Here is a 21,338-nt window from a genome sequence, read left to right as displayed (position 1 = left end):
CGCCACCCTGAAGAAGCAGAACGCGACCGGCACCCGAGCCAAGCTCTACCTCGTGCTGGACCGCTCCGCGAGCATGCGCCCGTACTACAAGGACGGCTCCGCCCAGGCCCTCGCCGACCAGTCCCTCGCCCTCGCCGCGCACCTGGACCCCGAGGCCACCGTCCACGTCGTCTTCTTCTCCACCGAGGTCGACGGCACCACCGACCTGACCCTCACCGCCGACCACGAGACCAAGGTCGACGACGCGCACGCCGGCCTCGGCCGCATGGGCCGTACCAGCTACCACGCCGCCGTGGAGGCCGTACTCGCCCACTACGACAAGAACACCGACCCCGGCACCCCCGCCCTCGTCGTGTTCCAGACCGACGGCGCCCCCGACGCCAAGACCCCCGCCACCCAGGCCCTCACCGCCGCCGCCGACTCCCACCCGGCCGTCTTCTTCTCCTTCGTCGCCTTCGGTGAGCACGACAACAAGGCCTTCGACTACCTCCGCAAGCTGAAGACCCCCAACACGGCCTTCTTCCACGCGGGCCCCACCCCGCGCGAGCTGACGGACGCGGAACTGTACGCGGGCCTCCTCACCGACTGGCGCCCGTGACGCACCGGCGCCCGTAAACGCGCCGCACCCCCGTCACCCCGCCGGGCACCCGCCACCCGGCACCCGGCAGGCCGCCCGGCCCCCGCAGGCCGCCCCTTCCCACCCTGTAAAACGGGAAGCGGGCGGCCCACCCCTCTCGGCTACCATTTCAAGGTTCGCAAAACAACCCGACCTGGGAGCAGCCCGCGATGGCTCGACACCTCATCACCAGCGCCCTTCCGTACATCAACGGGATCAAGCACCTGGGCAACATGGTGGGGTCCATGCTCCCGGCGGACGTGTACTCCCGGTACCTGCGCCGGCGCGGCCACGACGTCCTCTACATCTGCGCCACCGACGAGCACGGCACCCCCGCCGAGCTGGCCGCCAAGGAGCAGGGCCTGCCGGTGGACGAGTTCTGCGCCCAGGCGCACGACGCCCAGAAGGCGGTCTACGACGGCTTCGCGCTGGCCTTCGACTACTTCGGCCGCAGTTCCTCCCCGGAGAACCGCGAGATCACCCAGCACTTCGCCCGCAAGCTGCACGAGAACGGCTTCATCGAGGAGCGGGCGATCCGCCAGGTGTACAGCCCGGCCGACGGCCGCTTCCTGCCGGACCGCTACGTCGAGGGCACCTGCCCGCACTGCGGCTACGACAAGGCCCGCGGCGACCAGTGCGAGAACTGCACCCGCGTCCTGGACCCGACCGACCTGATCAATCCGCGCAGCGCGATCTCCGGCTCCACGGACCTGGAGGTCCGCGAGACCAAGCACCTCTTCCTGCTCCAGTCCAAGCTCCAGCACGAGGTCGAGGCCTGGGTGGCCCGGCACGAGGCGGACTGGCCGCAACTCGCCTCCTCCATCGCCCGCAAGTGGCTGACCGAGGGCCTGCACGACCGGGCGATCACCCGCGACCTGGACTGGGGCGTCCCGGTCCCGGCCGACACCTGGCCCGAGCTGGCGGCCGAGGGCAAGGTCTTCTACGTCTGGTTCGACGCCCCGATCGAGTACATCGGCGCGACAAAGGAATGGGCCGACCAGGACCCGGAGAACCGCGACTGGAAGTCCTGGTGGTACGAGGCGGACGACACCGTCCGGTACACCGAGTTCATGGCGAAGGACAACGTCCCGTTCCACACGGTGATGTTCCCGGCCACCGAGCTGGGCGTGCGCGAGCCGTGGAAGAAGGTCGACTACGTCAAGGCCTTCAACTGGCTGACGTACTACGGCGGCAAGTTCTCCACCTCGCAGAAGCGGGGCGTCTTCACCGACCAGGCCCTCGCCGTCCTGCCCGCCGACTACTGGCGCTACTTCCTGATCGCCAACGCCCCGGAGTCGGACGACTCGTCCTTCACCTGGGAGCACTTCACCGCCACGGTCAACAAGGACCTGGCCGACACCCTCGGCAACTTCGTCAACCGCGTCCTGTCCTTCTCCCGCAAGCGCTTCGGCGACGAGGTGCCGGCCGGCGGGACGCCCGGCGCGGCGGAGGCCCGGCTCGGCGAGGAGATCGCGGGCCTGCTGGCCGAGTACGAGACGCAGCTGGAGGCCCTCCAGTTCCGCAAGGCAGCGGCGGCGCTGCGCGCCCTGTGGTCGGCCGGCAACTCCTACCTGGAGGAGAAGGCCCCCTGGCTGGAGATCAAGACCGACAAGGACGGCGCGGCCCTCACGCTGCGTACGGCGATGAACCTCATCCACCTGTACGCGGTCGTCTCCGAGCCCCTGATCCCGGCCTCGGCGGCGGCGATGCGCGCCGCGTTCACCCTGCCGGACGACACCGCGACGTGGGTCTCCGCCGAGGAGGCGAAGATCCTGGCCTCGGTCCCGGTCGGCACCTCCTTCACGGTCCCGCCGGTGCTGTTCGCCAAGCTGACGGACGACGACCTGGCCGCGTACAAGGAGCGCTTCGGCGGCGCGGAGGGCTGACCGCACCCGCACGCGTGCCCGCCCTTTCCGGCCCCTTCTGGCAAAGTACCGGTGTCGTGAACCTCCTCGAACCCCACCGGCGGCTGCTCGCCGACGTCGTCTCGGCGGGCGGCCCGCACGGGCTGGTCCTCGCCGGCGGATACGCCCTTCAGGCGCACGGGCTGCTGGAGCGCCCGCACGCCGACCTCGACTTCGCCACCGAGCACCCGGAGGCGCTGGAGCGGATCGCCGGCGCGGTCGCCGCCACCCTGGAGGCGCGGGGCCGGCAGGTGCGCCCCGGGCCCGTCGGCGTGCGCACCGCCCGGCTGACCGTCACCGACCCGCCGACCGGCGAGGACTGCGGGCTCACCCTGCACAAGGAAGCCTTCTGGGGACCCCCGGAGCTGACCGGCTACGGCCCGGCCCTCTCCCTGGAGGACGCCGTCGGCACGAAGATCCGCGCGCTGTACGACCGGGGCGCCGCCGTCGACCTGGTGGACGCCCGGGCCGCCGCCGCCCGGTTCTCGCTGCCGGACCTGGAGGAGCTGGGCCGCCGGCACGCCCACGACCCCTTCGACCTGCCCACCCTCCAGTCCCGGCTGACCGGTACGGACTTCTACGCCGACCGCGAGTTCCTGCGCCACGGCCTGGACGAGGACCGGCTCGCCGAGCTGCGCGCCTGGGCGCAGCACTGGTCCGACGACATCGCCGAACGCCTGCTGGAGGACGGCGCCTCGCCCGACGAGGAGTCAGGCGAGGAGCCCTCCCCGTAACAGAGCCGCCGGACGTGCCGCCAAAAGGACTGGTAAAGAACCCGGCAAAACTGCTGGTAAAGTCCGCTCACTTGGCGAGGGCGGGGGCCCTCGCGGGGAGGGACAACGCACGTGGGCAGACACGCCCCGAGACGGCGCGGCATGGCCGCGGCCGTCTCCTCGTTCGCGGTCGCCGTGGCGGCCGTATCCACCGTCGTCCTGCCGGAGGGCGCCGCCTCGGCCGCCCCGGCGGCCGGCACCACCGAGATCACACTCACCGACCCGGCCGGCACCCGGCCGCGCACCGACCGGCCGCTGGTCGCCGGCGCGAGCGGCTTCCTGCACCGGCAGAGCGGGGTCGCCGGGCTGCTGTGGACGGACCCGTCCGACGGCACCACGGTCACCGTACGGACCGCCGACGGCGTCTACACACCCACCGGTTCCTGCGCGAACCTGGGCTCCACGACCTGCCCGATGGCCTGGTACGGCGCGGGCGGCGACCTGGTCGCGCTGCCGTCCGCCGACGGGGTCGCCCTGTGGGACCCGGCCACGCGCACGGCGTCGGCGTTCCCCTTGGACCAGCCCTACCGGGGGCTCGCCGGTCGGACCGTGATCACCGAGCGCGCGCTGTACGACCGGGTGGACGGCGTCTGGAGCGCCCGGCCCCTCACCCCGGCCGGCACCCGGGTCACCTCGGGCGCGATCACCGCCGCCGACGCGCACGGCGTGCTGTTCCGGGTGGACACCGGCCTGTACTACCTCGACCTGGCCACGGCGGTCGCCACCAAGGTGTTCACCGGCGTCGGCGCCCGCCCGGTCGCCGTCCTCGGCGACGACCGGATCGGCTGGTACGACTCCGGCTCCGGCGACCTGCACGTCAAGCCGCGCACCGACCCGGGCGGCGCCGAGCAGGTGCTCGACCTGCCCGCGCCCGGCGCCCAGCTGGACGGCACCCCGGTCCTGGCCGGCGACCGGCTGCTGCTGCCGCTGCACACCGGCACCGGCACCAGCGCGCTGACCGCCGTGTCCCTCGCGGACGGCGGCACGGCGACCCTGCTCGCCCAGGCCGGCGCCTATCTGCTGCGGGCCCCCGGTGACAGCGCGCTGGTCACGGGCGGCACCGGCGCCACGGACTGGTGGGTGCGGCGCGTCACCCCGGCCGCCCTGGAGGACGAGGCCCGGATCCCGGCGCCCGAGAACGCCAAGACCGGCATCGCCCTCAGCCGGGGCAGCCTGCGCGTCGCCGAGGACGACCCGAGCGGCACCCCTGACACCACCACGGTGCGGACGCTCACCACCGACGGCGGCACCCGGCTCACCGCGTCCGAGCCGACGACCGGCGACAAGGTGACCGCGGAGTGCCCGTACCCCGGCGCCGGCTGCTCGGCGCTGTGGGGCAACAGCGGTACCGGCCCCGAGGACGTCCACCTCGGCACCTACGACGACGGAGCCGAGGGCGGCAGCGGCCTGGGCCACGCGGACCGGCTGGTCGCCCTCCGCGACGGATCGTCCGACGCCCGGCTGGAGTTCCACACCGAGGGCGGCCGGATCGTCGACGTCTCCGACGGCTACGCGGTCTACGACTCCGGGGGCGCCTCCCCCGCCCAGTACGTGGGCGAGTTCGGGCAGGGGCAGCGGCTGAAGCGGTCCGTGCGGGCCGCCGCGCTGAACGGCCCGACGCTGTGGAGCGCCGCCGCCACCGGCACGCTCACCTCGTACAGCCTCACCGAGAACCGCGCCCTGGCCACGGTCACCGTGCCCGGCCTCGGCTGTGTGCCGAGCGAACTCCAGGCGGCGGGCCGCTGGGTGTACTGGGCGTGCGGCACCGGCTCGGCCGGCGTGTACGACACGAAGGCCGGCACCGCCCGTCCGGTGACCGGCGGTGACGTGCTGCTCGGCGACGGCTTCACCGTCCGCCACGACCACGGCGCCGGCACCCTGGTGCTGACCGACGCGGCGACCGGCACCACCCGGCTGCTGGCCACCGATGTCGCCGAGACCGGTCTCGCCGCGGACCGCCGCTTCAAGTGGACCGTGGACGAGTACACGGGCGTGGTCGCCTGGACCGACCTGTACGAGCGCACCCACCTGGCCACCACCGGCATCGCCCCGTCACCGGTGACGTCCTTCGGGACCGAGGCCGACAGCCATGTACAGCCGGGCACCGCCACCCGGACCGGGGTGCGGCTGTCCCGGCCGGTCACCTCCTGGTCGCTGATCTTCACCTCCGTGCAGAGCGGCGCCGGCGGCAAGGGCACCCGTACCGTCACCGGCGGCGCGGCCTCGGCGCGGATCTCGGCGGAGTGGGACGGCAGGACCGCGGGCGGGGCGCCCTTCCCGAACGGGGCGTACACCTGGACCCTCAAGGCGACCGGCCTCGGCACGGCAGGGCCGGTCACCGTGGTCTCCGGCAAGGGCTTCCTGGGCCGGGGCGCCGCCGTGCGCCACGACTTCGCGAGCCCGGACGGGCCCGACGGCCGGGGCGACCTGCTCACCCTGAACTCCTCGGGCGGCCTGACCTACCAGTCCGGCACCGGCACCGGCACGTTCGGCGCCAAGACCACCGGCACCGGCTGGGCGACCAGCGTCAAGGCGGTCCCCTTCGGCGACCTGAGCGGCGACCGCTGCAACGACGTCCTGGTCCGGTACAGCAGCGGCGCCCTGCGCCTGTACAAGCCGGGCTGCGGCAGCGCGGTCACGCCGAAGACGCCGTACACCACGCTCGCGAGCAGCGGCTGGACGCGGTACGACGTGCTCACCTCGCCCGGTGACGTGACGGGGGACGGGCGCCCGGACCTGATCACGCGCACCGCCGCCACCGGCACCGTTCACCTGCACCAGGGCACCGGCGCCGGAAAGCTCGCCGCCCCGGTGAAGCTGTACGGCGACTGGCGGGGCTACCGGAAGGTCGTCGGCGCCGGCGACCTGAACGGCGACGGCATCGGTGACCTGCTCGCCCAGGACAAGGCCGACACCCTCTACCGGTACGACGGCAAGGGCGACGGCACCTTCGCGGCCCGCGTGAAGGTGTTCGGCGACTGGGGCGGCTCGTACGACACGGTGGTCGGCGTCGGCGACATCACCGACGACGGCAGGGCCGACCTGGTCTCCCGGGACAGCGCCGGGAACCTGTACCGCAACAGCGGCGACGGCAAGGGCTCCTTCGGGGGCCGCACCAAGATCGCGTCGGGCTGGGGCGGCTACCGGTCCCTGTCCTGAGCGGCACCGGCACACGAACGGCGGAGGGGCCCGGAACCGATCGGTTCCGGGCCCCTCCGCCGACGTCATGGGCGTATCGGACTACTTCGGCTGCGGCTTGCGGATGGTCAGGTGCAGCTCGCGCAGGCGGGTCTCGTCCAGCTCGGTCGGGGCGCCCATCATCAGGTCCTGGGCGTTGCCGTTGAGCGGGAAGGAGATCGTCTCGCGGATGTTGGGCTCGTCGGCGAGGAGCATGACGATCCGGTCCACGCCCGGGGCGATGCCGCCGTGCGGCGGGGCGCCGAAGCGGAACGCGCGGAGCATGCCCGCGAACTTGTCCTCGACGGTCTCCCTGTCGTACCCGGCGATCTCGAAGGCCTTGAGCATGATGTCCGGCTCGTGGTTCCGGATCGCGCCCGAGGACAGCTCGACGCCGTTGCAGACGATGTCGTACTGCCAGCCCAGGATGTCCAGCGGGTCCTGGGTCTCCAGGGCCTCTAGTCCGCCCTGCGGCATGGAGAACGGGTTGTGCGAGAAGTCGATCGCGCCCGTCTCCTCGTCCTTCTCGTACATCGGGAAGTCCACGATCCACGCGAAGCGGAAGACGCCGTCCTCGAACTGGCCGGCCCGCTTGGCGGCCTCGACCCGGACGGCGCCCATGATCTTGGAGACCTCGTCGTACTCGCCCGCGCCGAAGAAGACGGCGTGGCCGGGGGCCAGGGAGAGCCGCTTGGTCAGCTCGGCGACGTTCGCCTCGGTGAGGAACTTCGCGATCGGGCCGGTCAGCGAGCCGTCCTCGGCCACCCGCACCCAGGCCAGGCCCTTGGCACCCTGCTCGACGGCGAAGTCACCGAGCTGGTCGAAGAACTTGCGGGGCTGCGCGGAGACGTCCGGCACCGGCAGGGCGCGCACGTGCTTGCCGGCGAACGCCTTGAACTCCGAACCCTCGAAGACGTCGGTGATGTCCACCAGCTCCAGCTTGGCGCGCAGGTCCGGCTTGTCGGAGCCGTACTTGAGCATCGCCTCGCGGAACGGGATGCGAGGGAAGGGCGAGGTGACGTGCCGGCCGCCGCCGAACTCCTCGAACAGCTCGGTCATGAGCTTCTCGATCGGCTGGAAGACGTCCTCCTGCTCGACGAAGCTCATCTCGACGTCGAGCTGGTAGAACTCACCCGGCGAGCGGTCGGCGCGGGCGTCCTCGTCGCGGAAGCAGGGCGCGATCTGGAAGTAGCGGTCGAAGCCGGAGATCATCAGCAGCTGCTTGAACTGCTGCGGGGCCTGCGGCAGCGCGTAGAACCGGCCCGCGTGCACCCGGGACGGCACCACGTAGTCACGGGCGCCCTCGGGGGAGGTGGCGGACAGGATCGGCGTCGCCATCTCGTTGAAGTCCATCGCCGACATCTTCTGGCGGATGGCCGAGATGACGGCCGTACGCAGCATGATGTTGCGGTGCATGCGCTCGCGGCGCAGGTCCAGGAAGCGGTACTCCAGGCGCCGCTCCTCGTTGACCCCGTCCTCGGTGTTGATCGTGAAGGGCAGCGGGGCCGCCGCGCCGAGCAGCTCGACCTCCAGCACCTCGACCTCGATCTCGCCGGTGGGCAGGTCGGGGTTCACGTTCTCTGTTCCACGTGAAACAACGCTGCCGTCCACACGGACCGTGGACTCCTTGGAGATCTTGTCCAGGGCCTCGTAGGCGGGGGTGCCGGGGCGGGCGACCAGCTGCGTGATGCCGTAGTGGTCGCGCAGATCGATGAAGAGGATGCCGCCCAGGTCGCGCCGATTGTGCAGCCAGCCGCTCAGCCGGACGTCGGTGCCGACGTCAGAGGCGCGGAGCTGGCCGCAGGTGTGAGACCTGTACCGATGCATCGTCGTTCATCGTCCTTCGTGTGTGGGGTGCGGGGTCGCTGTGTCCCGCGGGCGCGGGCACGGGGCCCGGACCCGTCAAGGGTACCGGGCACGCCAAGATCGCCGCCCCACCCTTTTCGCGGGTGGCAGGCCTCGGTCAGATCTTCCTAAAGTGGGGCAATGCGTACAGGCGAGCCCCTGCCGTCCGTCGGTGATGAGCCCCTGCCGTCCGTCGGTGCGGTCCTCGCCGACCTCGCGACCGGACTGTGGCACTGGGACACGGCCACCGGTCTGGTCACCGTGGACGCGGAGGCGGCCCGGCTGCTCGGGCTGCCCGCCGAGCGGACCACCCTCACCGAGGCGGGGACCCGCGCCCGGCTGCACCCGGAGGACTGGAACGAGATCACCGGGGTGATCCCGCTCGCGGTGGACGAGGGCACCCTCGCCGAGGTCCGCATCCGGATCATGGGCGAGGACGGGCATGTGCTCCGGATCGTCCGCAGCCGCTCGAAGCCGTCCTTCGACCCCGTCCGCCGGTCCTACCAGCTGATCGGCACCCTCCAGGAGGTCACCGAGCCGGTGCCGGGCACGGCGGCGGCGCGGGGCGCGGTCACCGGCGACTGGCGGCGCTCGCGCGAGGCGTTCCTGCTGGACGCCGGGCGGGCGCTGGCGGAGGCCCGGTCCACGGCCGAGGTGCTGCGGGTGGCGGGCGGCCTGTCGATGCCGGGCTTCTCCCCGGACGGCCTGGTGGTGTTCGGGGTGGAGGGCGACCGGCTGTCGGTCATCGGCCACCACGGGCACCAGCCCGGCGACATCCGGCCCTTCGACGGTCTGCCGCTGAGCACCGACTACCCGGCGACGGAGGTGGTGCGCACCGGCCGCGCGGTCTACCTGTCGGCACCCGAGCAGTACGCGGACCGGTATCCGGAGATCTGGCCGTTCGTCCGGCCCTTCGGCCGCCAGTCCTGGGCGTTCCTGCCGCTGACGGTGGCCGGCCGGCCGATGGGCGCCTGGATGGCGGCCTTCGCCTATCCGGTGGCCTTCACCCCGGACGAGCGGGCGGTGCTGGCCACGGTGGCCCGGATGCTGGCCCAGGCGCTGTCCCGGGCCGGGGTCGCGGAGACCGAGCGGGCGCTGACCGAGGGCATCCAGCGCTCCATGCTGCCCTCGCTCGGCCCGGAGATCCCGGGGATGCGGGTGGCCGCCCGCTACATCCCGACCGGCGGCGGACTCCAGGTCGGCGGCGACTGGTACGACCTGATCCCCTTGCCCTCCGGCCGGTTCGCGCTGGTCATCGGCGATGTGCAGGGCCATGACGTGCGGGCGGCCGGGCTGATGGGCCAGCTCCGCATCGCCCTGCGCGCCTACGCCGCCGAGGGACACCGCCCGGACGCCGTGCTCTCCCGCGCCTCCCGCTTCCTGCACGGCATCACGCACGACTCCCGGGACGAGCCGGCCGACCTGCGCTTCGCGACCTGTCTGTACGCGGCGGCCGACCCGGCGACCGGGATGCTGGAGATCGCCCGCGCCGGGCACCCGGACCCGGCGATCCGGCTGGCGGACGGCACGGTGATGATGCGGCCGACGGCGGGCGGGCTGCCGCTGGGCATCGACCCGGACGCGGACTATCCGACGACCCGGTTCGCCCTGGAGTCCGGCGAGACGATGCTGCTGTGCACCGACGGCCTGATCGAGACCGGCGGCCACGATGTGGAGAGCGGCTGGCGGCGGCTGCGCGCGGTCCTGGAGGGGCACGAGGGCGATCTCGAACAACTGGCGGACGCGCTGGTGCAGGCGGTGCACGGGCCGTCCTCGCACCACACCACCGGCCGGCTCGCCGACCGCCGCGAGGACGACATCGCGCTGGTGCTGCTGTGCCGGGCCGGGGAGGACTCGCCCTGCGGCGGGGCGGTGGCGGAGCGGCCGACCGTGCGGCGCACGCTGCTGTCGGTGGCCCAGGACGAGCCGGAGCGGATCGCCGAGGCGCGCCGGCACCTGCGCGCGCTGCTGCACGACTGGGCCTCGGCCGAACAGGTCGACTCGGCGGTGCTGCTGGTCTCGGAGATGGTCACCAACGTCCTCGTCCACACCGACGCCGACGCGCTGCTGGTCGCCGAGGTGACCCGGGGTCCGGACGGGCGGCGGCTGCGGGTGGAGGTCACCGACGCGGGCGACGACCTGCCGCACAAGCGCCGCCCCGGCGAACTGGCGTCCTCGGGCCGGGGCCTGATGCTGATCGAACTGCTGGCGGACCGCTGGGGGGTGGAGCCCCGGGGCCGGGGCAAGAGCATCTGGTTCGAGCTTCAGGAACCGGCCGGGGAAGCGGGCGCCGCGTAACGGGACCGCAGTTCGTGCACGACCCCGAAGACGGCGGCCGTCAGCGGCACGGAGAGCAGCATGCCGAGGATGCCCGCGACGGAGGCGCCGGCGGTGATGGCCAGCAGGACCACGGCCGGGTGCATCTGCACGGTCCGGCTCTGGATCACCGGCTGGAGCACGTGCCCCTCCAGCACCTGCACCGCGAGCACCACGCCGAGTGCCCACAGGGCGATGACCAAGCCCCGGTCGGCGAGGGCCACCAGCACGGCGACCGTGCCGGAGATGAAGGCGCCGAGATAGGGGATGTAGGCGCCGACGAAGACGAGCGCGCCGAGCCCGATCGCGCCGGGCACCCGCAGGATCAGCAGCCCGGTGGTGATGCACACGGCGTCGATGAGGGCGATGAGGGTGGTGCCCCGCATGAACCCCTCCACCGCCTGGAACGCCCGCCGCGCGATGGCCTCGACGAGGTCGGCGGTGTCGTGCGGGGCGAGGGCGCGCAGGGCCGTCACGGCCCGGTGGGAGTCCCGCAGGAAGAAGAAGACGAGCAGCAGGGCCAGGACCGCCTCGGCGAGGGTCTCGCCGACGACACCGACCCCGCTGATGACGTTGGAGGCGGCCGTCCCGCCGAACTTGCCCAGCAGTTCCCGGGCGTGCGCGGCGAGGTCGTCGAGGCTGGTGCCGGCGGCGCCGAAGTGCCGGGCGAGCGCCTGAGCGGCGGAGCGGAGGGAGGCGACGATCTGGCCGCCGGAGTGGATGAGCGCGGTGACGACGATGTAGACGGCGCCGCCGACCACGGCCACCACGGCGACACAGGTGAGCCCCGCCGCGAGCGACGCCCGCACCCCGGCCCGCACCAGCCACCGGTACAGCGGCCCGAGCAGCGCGGTGCCGAGCAGCGCGAGCAGCACCGGGATGACGGCCGTACGGAACACCCCGCACAGCCGCACCGCCACCCACCCGACCCCGGCCACCAGCAGCACCACGGCACACCAGGCGGCGAGCCGGCGGACGGAGACGGGCAACAGACGCACGCCCCCAGCCGACCACGGGCACCACCGGGTGTCCCGCCCTGCGGGTCCGCCCGGGTGAGCGCCCCTGGCCGGCCGGTGGGACGCGTCAGGCCTCCGGGCCGGCCTCCGTCATGCCGTGGACGGCGGGGACCGTGCCGAGGCGGCCCTTCTGGAAGTCCTCGAAGGCCTGCATCAGTTCGTCCTTGCTGTTCATGACGAACGGGCCGTAGTGGGCCATGGGCTCGCGGATCGGCCGGCCGCCGAGCAGGACGACCTCCAGGTCCGGGGTGTGCGCGTCCTGCTTCTCGTCCGCGCGGACGGTCAGCGCGGAGCCGGCGCCGAAGACGGCGGTCTGGCCGAGGCGGACCGGACGGCGCTCGGTGCCGACGCTGCCGCGTCCCGCGAGCACGTACGCGAGGCCGTTGAACTCCTCCCGCCAGGGCAGGGTGATCTCCGCGCCCGGCGCCAGCGTCGCGTGGACCATGGTGATCGGCGTGTGCGTGATGCCGGGGCCCGCGTGGCCGTCCAGCTCGCCGGCGATGACCCGGAGCAGCGCGCCGCCGTCGGGGGAGGTGAGCAACTGGACGCTGCCGGCCCGGATGTCCTGGTAGCGGGGGGCCATCATCTTGTCCTTGGCCGGCAGGTTCACCCAGAGCTGGAGGCCGTGGAAGAGGCCGCCCGAGACGACCAGGTGCTCCGGCGGCGCCTCGATGTGCAGCAGGCCCGAGCCCGCGGTCATCCACTGCGTGTCGCCGTCGGTGATGGTGCCGCCACCGCCCTGGGAGTCCTGGTGGTCGAAGATCCCGTCGATGATGTAGGTGACGGTCTCGAAGCCGCGGTGCGGGTGCCAGGGGGTGCCCTTGGGCTCGCCCGGCGCGTACTCCACCTCGCCCATCTGGTCCATCATGATGAACGGGTCGAGATGGCGGTAGTCGATCCCCGCGAACGCCCGGCGCACCGGGAAGCCCTCCCCCTCGAAGCCGCCGGGAGCGGTCGTGACCGCGAGCACGGGACGTGCCACGGCATCGGCGGGTGCGGTCACACGGGGCAGCGTCAGCGGGTTCTCGACGGTCACTGCAGGCATGGTCGGTACCTCCTTGGTACGCCCACTTTAGTTGAGCGTTGAACTTCCTGCCACCCGGAACAGCGAGGGCCCGGAGGGAATTCCCTCCGGGCCCTCGTCGGCGACCACCTGCCGCACCGGCCGCCTAGCCGTACATCCGGCGCATCGCGAACTCCACCATCTGCTCGACCGCCTTCGCGTCGAAGACCATGCGGTGCTCGCCCTCCATGTCGAGGACGAAGCCGTAGCCGGTCGGCAGCAGGTCGATCACCTCGGCGCCGGTGATGACGAAGTACTTGGACTCCTTGCCCGCGTACCGCCGCAACTCCTTGAGCGAGGTGAACATCGGGATCACCGGCTGCTGGGTGTTGTGCAGGGCGAGGAAGCCGGGGGTGTCGCCGCGCGGGCAGTACACCTTCGACGTCGCGAAGATCTGCTGGAAGTCCTCGGCGGCCAGCTGTCCCGTGGTGAACGCGCGCACCGCGTCCGCGAGGGAGGGCGGGGACGGCTCCGGGTAGAGCGGCGGCTGCTGGCCGTACCCGCCCGGCATCTGCTGCTGCGGCGGCGCGTACTGCTGCTGGGCAGCTCCGCCGTCCATCGGCTGGCCGTATCCGTACATGCGCGCAAGCGTACCGAGGGCGGCGGGCGGCACGGGGGCCGGGCCGGATTATGTAGCGACCGCTAGAGAAAAGACGCTAGTGTTTCTTTATCGGTCGCTACAGATAGCGCCCGGCACTCACACCTGGAGTCCCCATGCCCAACTCCCCTGCCGGCTCCGACACCCTGCTCCTCGCGCACGGCGCCGGCGGCTCGGTCGAGGCCAACTACGGCCCGGTGATGGGTCGTCTGACCGAGCGGTACGAGGTGATCGGCGCCGACTACCCGGGCACGGGCGGCGTCCCGCGCTCCCCGCGCCCGCTCGAACTGGACGCCCTGGCCGACCGGTTGCTCGCGGCCGCCGACGACGCGGGTGCGGAGCGCTTCGCCGTCTCCGGGTACTCGCTGGGCGGGGCCGTGGCGGTCCGGCTGGCCGCGCGGCACCCGGAGCGGGTGACGGCGCTCGTCCTGACCGCGCCCTTCGCCCGCGCCGACGCCGGGCTGCTGCTGAACGCGCGGGTGTGGCAGGCGCTGTGCGCGGCCGGCGACCCGGTCGCCCTCGGCCGCTTCCTGCTGGCGCGCTGCCTGAGCCCGGCGGCGCTGGACGCCATGCCCCCGGAGCGCCTGGAGGCCGCCGCGCAGGCGACCGGCGCGACCGTCCCGGAGGGCACCGCCGACCAGGTGGACCTGGTGGCGCGGCTGGACGTGACCGCCGACCTGGCCGAGGTCACCGCGCCGACCCTGGTGGTGTCGCCGGCCGACGACCCCCTCGTACCGCCCCGGCTGCACCGCGCGGTCGCGGCCGGGATACCGGGGGCCCGCGTGGCGGAGATACCGGGCGGTCACCTGCCCTTCGCCGAGCAGCCCGAGCGGTGGGCGGCACTGATCACGGGTGCGGCGGGGTAGACCCTTCTCACACTCGCACCGGCAGGGGTTGCGTCTTATTACCGACGGGTAGCATCATCGTAGCTACTTGTTGGTACGTGAACTAGGTGCGAGGAGCCAGTGCCTCGCCGATCTCTCTACGGAGCTGTCGCCATGGGGCACTACAAGCCGAATCTCCGCGACATCGAGTTCAACCTCTTCGAAGTACTCGGGCGCGACAAGGTGTACGGCACCGGCCCGTTCGAGGAGATGGACGTCGAGACCGCCAAGAGCGTCCTGGAGGAGCTGACCCGCCTCTCCGAGAACGAGCTGGCCGAGTCCTTCGCGGACGCCGACCGCAACCCGCCGGTCTTCGACCCGGAGACCAGCACCGCGCCGGTCCCGGCGTCCTTCAAGAAGAGCTACCAGGCCTTCATGGACTCCGAGTACTGGCGCCTGGGCCTGCCCGAGGAGATCGGCGGCACCACCTCGCCGCGCTCCCTGATCTGGGCCTACGCCGAGCTGATCCTGGGCGCCAACCCGGCCGTGTGGATGTACTCCTCGGGCCCGGCGTTCGCCGGCATCCTCTTCGAGGAGGGCAACGCGGTCCAGAAGCACATCGCCTCGGTCGCCGTGGAGAAGCAGTGGGGCTCCACGATGGTGCTCACCGAGCCCGACGCGGGCTCCGACGTGGGCGCCGGCCGCACCAAGGCGGTCCAGCAGGAGGACGGCTCCTGGCACATCGAGGGCGTGAAGCGCTTCATCACCTCAGGTGAGCACGACATGTCGGAGAACATCCTCCACTACGTGCTCGCGCGTCCCGAGGGCGCCGGCCCCGGCACCAAGGGCCTCTCCCTCTTCCTCGTGCCGAAGTACCTCTTCGACTTCGAGACCGGCGAGCTGGGCGAGCGCAACGGCGTCTACGCCACCAACGTCGAGCACAAGATGGGCCTGAAGGCCTCCAACACCTGCGAGATGACCTTCGGCGACCGGCACCCCGCCAAGGGCTGGCTGATCGGCGACAAGCACGACGGCATCCGCCAGATGTTCCGCATCATCGAGTTCGCCCGCATGATGGTCGGCACGAAGGCGATCTCCACGCTCTCCACCGGCTACCTGAACGCGCTGGAGTACGCCAAGGAGCGCGTCCAGGGCCCGGACCTGGCCGACTTCATGGACAAGACCGCGCCCAAGGTCACCATCACCCACCACCCCGACGTGCGCCGCTCGCTGATGACGCAGAAGGCCTACGCCGAGGGCATGCGCGCCCTGGTGATGTACACCGCCTCGGTCCAGGACGCCATCCAGGTCAAGGAGGCGAACGGCGAGGACGCCGCCACCGAGCACGCGCTGAACGACCTGCTGCTCCCGGTCGTCAAGGGCTACGGCTCCGAGAAGGCCTACGAGCAGCTCGCCCAGTCGCTCCAGACCTTCGGCGGCTCCGGGTTCCTCCAGGAGTACCCGATCGAGCAGTACATCCGGGACGCCAAGATCGACACCCTCTACGAGGGCACCACCGCCATCCAGGGCCAGGACTTCTTCTTCCGCAAGATCGTCCGCAACCAGGGCGCCGCGCTGAACTCGCTCGCCGAGGACATCAAGAAGTTCCTGGCGCTCGGCACCGGCGGCGAGGAGCTGGCGGGCGCCCGCGAGCACCTGGCCAAGGCGGCCGTGGAGCTGGAGGCGATCGTCGGCCTGATGCTGACCGACCTCGCCGCCACCGAGCAGGACACCAAGAACATCTACAAGGTGGGCCTGAACACCAGCCGCCTGCTGCTGGCCTCCGGTGACGTCATCGTCGGCTACCTGCTGCTCAAGGGCGCCGCGATCGCCGCCGAGAAGCTGGCCACGGCCGCCGCCAAGCCGGTCTCCGCCAAGGACGTGGCGTTCTACACCGGCAAGATCGCCGCGGCGAAGTTCTTCGCGGCGAACGTCCTGCCGGGCGTCACGCTGGCCCGCAAGATCGCCGCCGGCGTCGAGCTGGACCTGATGGAGCTGGACGAGGCCGCCTTCTAGGACCCGATGCCGGAGGAGGTCCGGAAGGAGTCCCGCGCCCCGGTACGGCCGCGTTCTGGACCTTCCGGACGTCCCCGTCGATACCCGCACGGGCCCGCTCCCCTTTCCCGGGAGCGGGCCCGTGCACGTCGTTAAGGTGAACCCATGAGCGCACCCTCCCGCTTCGACCGCGGCCACACCGACGACCTGATGACCTTCCTGGCGGCGAGCCCGTCGCCGTACCACGCCGTGGCGAACGCCGCGGAGCGGCTGGAGAAGGCAGGCTTCCGGCAGGTCGCGGAGACGGACGCCTGGGACGGGACCAGCGGCGGCCGGTACGTGCTGCGCGGTGGCGCGATCATCGCCTGGTACGTCCCGGAGGGCGCCGAGCCGCACACGCCGTTCCACATCGTCGGCGCGCACACCGACTCCCCGAACCTGCGGGTCAAGCCGCGCCCGGACAGCGGGGGGCACGGCTGGCGCCAGCTGGCCGTGGAGATCTACGGCGGTCCGCTGCTGAACTCCTGGCTGGACCGGGACCTGGGGCTGGCCGGCCGGCTCACCCTGCGCGACGGCTCCACGGTGCTGGTCGACGTGGACCGGCCGCTGCTGCGAGTGCCCCAGCTCGCCATCCACCTGGACCGCTCGGTCGGCTCCGAGGGACTCAAGCTGGACAAGCAGCGGCACGCCCAGCCGGTGTGGGGGCTCGGCGACGCCCGGGACGGCGACCTGATCGCCTTCCTGGAGGAGGAGGCCGGGCTCACGGCGGGCTCCGCGACCGGCTGGGACCTGATGACGCACCCGGTGGAGCCGCCGGCCTACCTGGGCCGGGACCGCGAGCTGCTCGCCGGCCCGCGCATGGACAACCTGCTGTCGGTGCACGCGGGCACGGCCGCCCTGGTCGCCGCCGCGTCCTCCGGCGCCGCGCTCACCCGGATCCCCGTGCTGGCCGCCTTCGACCACGAGGAGAACGGCTCGCAGTCCGACACCGGCGCCGACGGCCCGCTGCTGGGCACGGTGCTGGAGCGCTCGGTGCTGTCCCGCGGCGGCACCTTCGAGGACCGGGCCCGCGCCTTCGCCGGCACCGTCTGCCTGTCCTCCGACACCGGCCACGCCGTGCACCCCAACTACGCCGAGCGGCACGACCCGACCCACCACCCCCGGGTCAACGGCGGACCGATCCTCAAGGTCAACGTCAACAACCGCTACGCCACCGACGGTTCGGGCCGCGCGGTGTTCGCCGCCGCCTGCGAGCGGGCCGGCGTCCCCTTCCAGAGCTTCGTCTCCAACAACTCCATGCCGTGCGGCACCACCATCGGCCCGATCACCGCCGCCCGGCACGGCATCCGCACCGTCGACATCGGCGTGGCGATCCTGTCGATGCACAGCGCCCGCGAACTGTGCGGCGCCGACGACCCGTTCCTTCTCGCCAACGCGCTGACGGCTTTCCTGGAAGGCTAGTTCGGGTCTCGCCGGGTACCCGGTCCGCACCGGAGATTCCGGAACCGGAAGGGGAGGCGGGACGTCATGGGTCTCGGCGGATGCATCATCCTCATCGCCATAGGTGCCATCCTCACGTTCGCGACCGACTGGCACATGCAGGGCGTCAACCTCACGGTCGTCGGCCTGATCCTCATGGCCGTCGGTCTGATCGGTATCGCGACGTTCAGCGGGATCGCCCGGCGCCGCCGGGTGGTGATGCCCACGGCGGCCCCGGTCGTCGAGGAGGAGCCGCACCATCACCACCGCGGCGAGGGCTACACGGACGGCTACGGCGTCTGACCCGACGCCGGGGCCGGTCCCGCCGGCTCCTGCTCGTCCATCCCGGCCAGGACGAGCGGCAGTCGGTCCGCCCCCGCCTCGGTGAGGCGGACCGGCACTCCCCAGTCCTGCTGGTGGACGTGGCAGGCCGGGTATGCGTTCGCCGGATCGTCGTCGCACGAGGCCGCCATCGCGCTGACGTGCAGGACGCCCTCGCTGACGGCCGGGTTCAGCTCCAGCTCGCGTGCCAGGTCCGGGTCCGCTCCCTCGCCCTTGAGCAGCAGCTCGGGCGGGGTCGAGGAGACCAGCAGGCGGGTCGAGGGGCCGTAGCGGGTGTCCAGCTTCTGGCCCGCCGGCGCCTGGAAGATCACGTCGAGTCGGAGCGTGCCGGGGCGCACCTCGGTGGCCGCGCGCCGGGTGCGGTGGGCCACCGCGTCGACTCTGACCGCCTCCTCGGGCAGCCGCAGCCGGGTGAGCCGGTGCCGGGCCGACTCCACCACCACGATGTCCTCGCCGGCCAGCACGGCGTCGCTGGGCTCGCGCAGGTCGGTGGCGAGGGTGGTGACCTCGCCGGTCGCCGGGTCGTAGCGCCGCAGGGCGTGGTTGTAGGTGTCGGCGATCGCGACCGAGCCGTCCGGCAGCGCGGTGACGCCCAACGGGTGCTGGAGCAGGGCCTGTCCGGCCTCGCCGTCGCGGTGCCCGAAGTCGAACAGGCCGGTGCCGACCGCCGTGTGCACCCGGCCGTCGGTGTCCACCCAGCGCAGCGCGGAGGTCTCGGAGTCGGCGAGCCACAGGCGGTCGGCGGTGGCCGCGAGCCCGGAGGGCTGGGCGAACCAGGCCTCGTCGGCCGGCCCGTCGACCAGGCCCTCGTTGGTGGTGCCGGCCGCCACACCGACCGTGCCGCCGGCCGGATCGTACGTCCACAGCTGGTGGACGCCCGCCATCGCGATCCACACCCGGCCGCCGAACACCGCCACGTCCCACGGTGAGGAGAGGTCGACCTCGCGGGCCGGGCCGGAGGTCGCGGATCCCTGCCACCACTGCCGGCCGGTGCCGGCCACCGTGGTCACGGCGCCGGTGGCGAGGGCGACGCGGCGCAGGGCGTGGTTGACGGTGTCGGCGACGATCACGGCCGTGCCGTCCTCGACGAGCGCGAGCCCCTGCGGTTCGTTGAAGGACGCCGTGTCCGCGCCGCCGTCGGTGAACCCGCGCGTGCCGGTGCCGAGGCGCCGCACCACGGTCTCGGCGTCCTCGGCCAGCTCCACCAGCTGGTGCCGGGTGGTGTCGCTGACCAGCAGGTTCCCGGACGGCAGCAGCAGGGCCTTGCCGGGGAAGCGCAGGGTCGTCGGCGCCGGCTCCGGCGGCACGTACGGACCGTCGCCCCGGCGCAGGGTGCCCTTCGCGCCGTGCTCCGCCTCCAGTTCCGTCACCAGCCGCTCGATGGCGTGCACGTGCCCCTCGCCGGCGTGCTGGGCGACGACGTACCCCTCGGGGTCGATCACGACGAGCGTCGGCCACGCCCGCACCGCGTACTGCTTCCAGGTGACCAGCTCGGGGTCGTCCAGCACCGGGTGGGCGACGCCGTAGCGCTCGACGGCGTCCACGACCGCCTGGTGTTCGGCCTCGTGCACGAACTTCGGCGAGTGCACGCCGATCACCACCACCGTGTCCCGGTGCTTCTCCTCCAGGTCGCGCAGTTCGTCCAGGACGTGCAGGCAGTTGATGCAGCAGAACGTCCAGAAATCCAGCACGACGATGCGTCCGCGCAGGCCGGCGAGGGTGTATCGGGTGTCGCCGGTGTTCAGCCAGCCGCCCTTGCCGATCAGCTCGGGGGCACGGACACGGACACGTCGGGGTGCGGAGTGGTTCATGGCTCCAAGGGTGCCACTCCCGCGTGACAGCGGTGTGGCGCCTGTGGATAACCTGCGGACGGCCGTGAGGATCGGCGCGCGCCGGGGAACGCTACCGGCATGAGATTCCTCGTACGCGACCGCATCCTCGGCATCGGCGACGACTGGTGGATCGAGGACGAGCACGGCCGGAAGGTGTTCCTCGTCGACGGCAAGGCGATGCGGCTGCGCGACACCTTCGAGCTGAAGGACGCCCAGGGGCGGGTCCTGATCGACATCCACCAGAAGATGTTCGCGCTGCGCGACACGATGGTGATCGAGCGGGACGGCGAGGGCCTGGCCCGGATCAAGCGCAAACGGCTGTCCCTGCTGCGCAACCACTACCGGGTCGCCCTGGTCGACGGCACCGAGCTGGACGTCAGCGGCAAGATCCTGGATCGCGAGTTCGCCGTCGAGTACGACGGCGAACTCCTGGCGGTGATCTCCCGGCGCCGGCTGACCGTCCGGGACACCTACGGCGTCGACGTGCTGCGCGAGGACGCGGACCCGGCGCTGCTCATCGCCATCGCGGTGTGCGTGATCCACCTCGCCGAGAAGGAGGGCGAGGAGGACTGAGAGGACTGACGGCCGGGGGCGGCTAAGCGGGTCCTCGCGTGCCACCCCGGTGGCGGGGCGGCTCCAGGCCGAGCACCCGGTCCTTCAGGGCCGGGAACTGCTCGCGGGTGGCCGCCGCCTTCGCCGGGTCGAGGTCGACCGTGAGGACCTCCTCGCCCGGTCCCGCCTCGGCGAGCACCTCGCCCCAGGGATCGACCACGACCGAGTGACCCGCCTGGGGAACTCCCGCGTGCATCCCGGCCGTTCCGCAGGCGAGCATGAACGCCTGATTCTCCACCGCCCGCGCCCGGGCCAGCAGCGTCCAGTGCGCGCGGCGCCGCTCGGGCCAGCCCGCCGGGAGCACCAGCAGTTCGGCGCCGGCGTCGACCAGACCGCGGAAGAGTTCGGGGAAGCGGAGGTCGTAGCAGGTGCCGAGGCCGAGCACGGCCTCCGGCAGCCGGACGGTGACCAGGTCCCGCCCGGCACCCATCAGCACCGCCTCGCCCTTGTCGAAGCCGAAGCGGTGGATCTTGCGGTAGGCCGCGGCCAGTTCACCGCTCGGGGAGAAGACCAGGGAGGTGTTGTAGAGCGGTCCGTCCGGATCCCGTTCCGGAATGGAGCCGGCGTGCAGCCAGACACCCGCGTCGCTCGCCGCCTCGGCCATCGCCTCACAGGTCGGTCCTTCGAGCGGCTCGGCCTCCCGGCCGAACTCCTCGTAGGCGAAGGCTCCGGTGGTCCACAGCTCGGGGAGCACCACCAGGTCGGCACCGGCCTGCGCGCGCACCAGCGCGGCGGCCCGCCGCCGCCGGGCCTCGACCGATTCGCCCTCGTCCACTTCGATCTGGATCAGCGAGGCGCGCACACTACCACCGTCCTGGCATTCGAGTCGTCCACACAGGCCTACGATCGTCACACGAAAGCACTGCCGGGCTGCCTCACAGCAGCGTAACTTAGCGTCCCGAGACACCCGCCGAGTGCAGCCGCCGCCCGCTGGCAACGCCGCCAC

16 protein-coding genes are annotated in these 21,338 nt (G+C 72.4%); 10 read left to right on the top strand and 6 right to left on the bottom strand.

What is annotated here, in order from left to right; translation table 11 throughout:
• The 4 genes from NX794_RS11340 to NX794_RS11325 all read left to right on the top strand — a co-directional run.
• Positions 1 to 598 (top strand): VWA domain-containing protein (locus NX794_RS11340; RefSeq protein ID WP_258778241.1); only part of this gene is annotated, 598 nt, incomplete at its 5' end.
• A 188-nt stretch (positions 599 to 786) separates the two neighbouring features.
• The gene (metG, locus tag NX794_RS11335; protein WP_258778239.1) at positions 787 to 2,502 is read left to right on the top strand and encodes a methionine--tRNA ligase; all 1,716 of its coding nucleotides are present in this window, start codon (positions 787 to 789) and stop codon (positions 2,500 to 2,502) included.
• 56 nt (positions 2,503 to 2,558) lie between these two features.
• Positions 2,559 to 3,254: a nucleotidyl transferase AbiEii/AbiGii toxin family protein gene (locus NX794_RS11330; protein WP_258778237.1), complete on the top strand. Its 696-nt coding sequence runs from the start codon at positions 2,559 to 2,561 to the stop codon at positions 3,252 to 3,254.
• A gap of 111 nt (positions 3,255 to 3,365) precedes the next feature.
• A complete protein-coding gene (locus NX794_RS11325; RefSeq protein ID WP_258778235.1) occupies positions 3,366 to 6,452 on the top strand; it encodes an FG-GAP-like repeat-containing protein in 3,087 nt (1,028 codons plus the stop codon).
• An 81-nt stretch (positions 6,453 to 6,533) separates the two neighbouring features.
• Here NX794_RS11325 and aspS read toward each other — a convergent pair whose 3' ends face one another.
• Positions 6,534 to 8,297, bottom strand: a complete 1,764-nt coding sequence (gene aspS, locus NX794_RS11320; RefSeq protein ID WP_258778234.1) for an aspartate--tRNA ligase — start codon at positions 8,295 to 8,297, stop codon at positions 6,534 to 6,536.
• A 159-nt stretch (positions 8,298 to 8,456) separates the two neighbouring features.
• Between aspS and NX794_RS11315 the strand changes: the two genes are divergently transcribed.
• On the top strand, positions 8,457 to 10,613 hold the full coding sequence (locus NX794_RS11315; RefSeq protein WP_258778233.1) for a SpoIIE family protein phosphatase: 2,157 nt from the start codon (positions 8,457 to 8,459) through the stop codon (positions 10,611 to 10,613).
• Here NX794_RS11315 and NX794_RS11310 read toward each other — a convergent pair.
• From NX794_RS11310 to NX794_RS11300, 3 genes are all read right to left on the bottom strand, one after another.
• Positions 10,580 to 11,629, bottom strand: coding sequence for an AI-2E family transporter (locus NX794_RS11310; protein ID WP_258778232.1), 1,050 nt, complete (start codon positions 11,627 to 11,629; stop codon positions 10,580 to 10,582). The two genes, NX794_RS11315 and NX794_RS11310, sit on opposite strands and share 34 nt — an antisense overlap.
• Before the next feature lie 85 nt (positions 11,630 to 11,714).
• On the bottom strand, positions 11,715 to 12,692 hold the full coding sequence (locus NX794_RS11305) for a pirin family protein (protein ID WP_258778231.1): 978 nt from the start codon (positions 12,690 to 12,692) through the stop codon (positions 11,715 to 11,717).
• 124 nt (positions 12,693 to 12,816) lie between these two features.
• Positions 12,817 to 13,290 (bottom strand): SseB family protein, encoded by a 474-nt coding sequence (locus NX794_RS11300; RefSeq protein WP_258778229.1) that lies wholly within the window; start codon positions 13,288 to 13,290, stop codon positions 12,817 to 12,819.
• A gap of 134 nt (positions 13,291 to 13,424) precedes the next feature.
• Between NX794_RS11300 and NX794_RS11295 the strand changes: the two genes are divergently transcribed.
• The 4 genes from NX794_RS11295 (at position 13,425) to NX794_RS11280 (ending at position 17,909) form a co-directional block, all read left to right on the top strand.
• Positions 13,425 to 14,174 carry an alpha/beta fold hydrolase gene (locus tag NX794_RS11295; protein WP_258778227.1) on the top strand — a complete coding sequence of 250 codons (750 nt, stop codon included), beginning with the start codon at positions 13,425 to 13,427 and terminating at the stop codon, positions 14,172 to 14,174.
• 132 nt (positions 14,175 to 14,306) lie between these two features.
• Positions 14,307 to 16,148 carry an acyl-CoA dehydrogenase gene (locus tag NX794_RS11290; RefSeq protein ID WP_258778226.1) on the top strand — a complete coding sequence of 614 codons (1,842 nt, stop codon included), beginning with the start codon at positions 14,307 to 14,309 and terminating at the stop codon, positions 16,146 to 16,148.
• A gap of 144 nt (positions 16,149 to 16,292) precedes the next feature.
• On the top strand, positions 16,293 to 17,588 hold the full coding sequence (locus tag NX794_RS11285; protein WP_258778224.1) for a M18 family aminopeptidase: 1,296 nt from the start codon (positions 16,293 to 16,295) through the stop codon (positions 17,586 to 17,588).
• Between the two features lie 66 nt (positions 17,589 to 17,654).
• A complete protein-coding gene (locus NX794_RS11280; protein WP_258778222.1) occupies positions 17,655 to 17,909 on the top strand; it encodes a DUF6458 family protein in 255 nt (84 codons plus the stop codon).
• Here NX794_RS11280 and NX794_RS11275 read toward each other — a convergent pair.
• Positions 17,897 to 19,759, bottom strand: coding sequence for an NHL domain-containing thioredoxin family protein (locus NX794_RS11275; protein WP_258778221.1), 1,863 nt, complete (start codon positions 19,757 to 19,759; stop codon positions 17,897 to 17,899). The genes NX794_RS11280 and NX794_RS11275 overlap by 13 nt on opposite strands.
• Positions 19,760 to 19,858: 99 nt before the next feature.
• On the opposite strand from NX794_RS11275, the gene NX794_RS11270 reads away from it, so the two are divergent.
• Positions 19,859 to 20,353, top strand: coding sequence for an LURP-one-related/scramblase family protein (locus tag NX794_RS11270; protein ID WP_258778219.1), 495 nt, complete (start codon positions 19,859 to 19,861; stop codon positions 20,351 to 20,353).
• 22 nt (positions 20,354 to 20,375) lie between these two features.
• Here NX794_RS11270 and NX794_RS11265 read toward each other — a convergent pair whose 3' ends face one another.
• The gene (locus NX794_RS11265) at positions 20,376 to 21,194 is read right to left on the bottom strand and encodes a carbon-nitrogen family hydrolase (RefSeq protein WP_258778218.1); all 819 of its coding nucleotides are present in this window, start codon (positions 21,192 to 21,194) and stop codon (positions 20,376 to 20,378) included.
• Between the last annotated feature and the right edge of the window lie 144 nt (positions 21,195 to 21,338).

This window comes from Streptomyces pyxinicus, from assembly GCF_024753135.1.
Classification (GTDB): Bacteria; Actinomycetota; Actinomycetes; order Streptomycetales; family Streptomycetaceae; genus Streptomyces; species Streptomyces pyxinicus.
This window is presented reverse-complemented; position numbering and strand designations above follow the sequence as displayed.

Bases quoted from the DNA above. Each gene is read 5' to 3' on its own strand.
- NX794_RS11305 (WP_258778231.1), bottom strand. From the start codon at position 12,692: ATGCCTGCAGTGACCGTCGAGAACCCGCTGACGCTGCCCCGTGTGACC.
- NX794_RS11300 (WP_258778229.1), bottom strand. From the start codon at position 13,290: ATGTACGGATACGGCCAGCCGATGGACGGCGGAGCTGCCCAGCAGCAG.
- NX794_RS11295 (WP_258778227.1), top strand. From the start codon at position 13,425: ATGCCCAACTCCCCTGCCGGCTCCGACACCCTGCTCCTCGCGCACGGC.
- NX794_RS11280 (WP_258778222.1), top strand. From the start codon at position 17,655: ATGGGTCTCGGCGGATGCATCATCCTCATCGCCATAGGTGCCATCCTC.
- NX794_RS11315 (WP_258778233.1), top strand. From the start codon at position 8,457: ATGCGTACAGGCGAGCCCCTGCCGTCCGTCGGTGATGAGCCCCTGCCG.
- NX794_RS11270 (WP_258778219.1), top strand. From the start codon at position 19,859: ATGAGATTCCTCGTACGCGACCGCATCCTCGGCATCGGCGACGACTGG.
- NX794_RS11275 (WP_258778221.1), bottom strand. From the start codon at position 19,759: ATGAACCACTCCGCACCCCGACGTGTCCGTGTCCGTGCCCCCGAGCTG.
- NX794_RS11290 (WP_258778226.1), top strand. From the start codon at position 14,307: ATGGGGCACTACAAGCCGAATCTCCGCGACATCGAGTTCAACCTCTTC.
- metG (WP_258778239.1), top strand. From the start codon at position 787: ATGGCTCGACACCTCATCACCAGCGCCCTTCCGTACATCAACGGGATC.
- NX794_RS11285 (WP_258778224.1), top strand. From the start codon at position 16,293: ATGAGCGCACCCTCCCGCTTCGACCGCGGCCACACCGACGACCTGATG.
- aspS (WP_258778234.1), bottom strand. From the start codon at position 8,297: ATGCATCGGTACAGGTCTCACACCTGCGGCCAGCTCCGCGCCTCTGAC.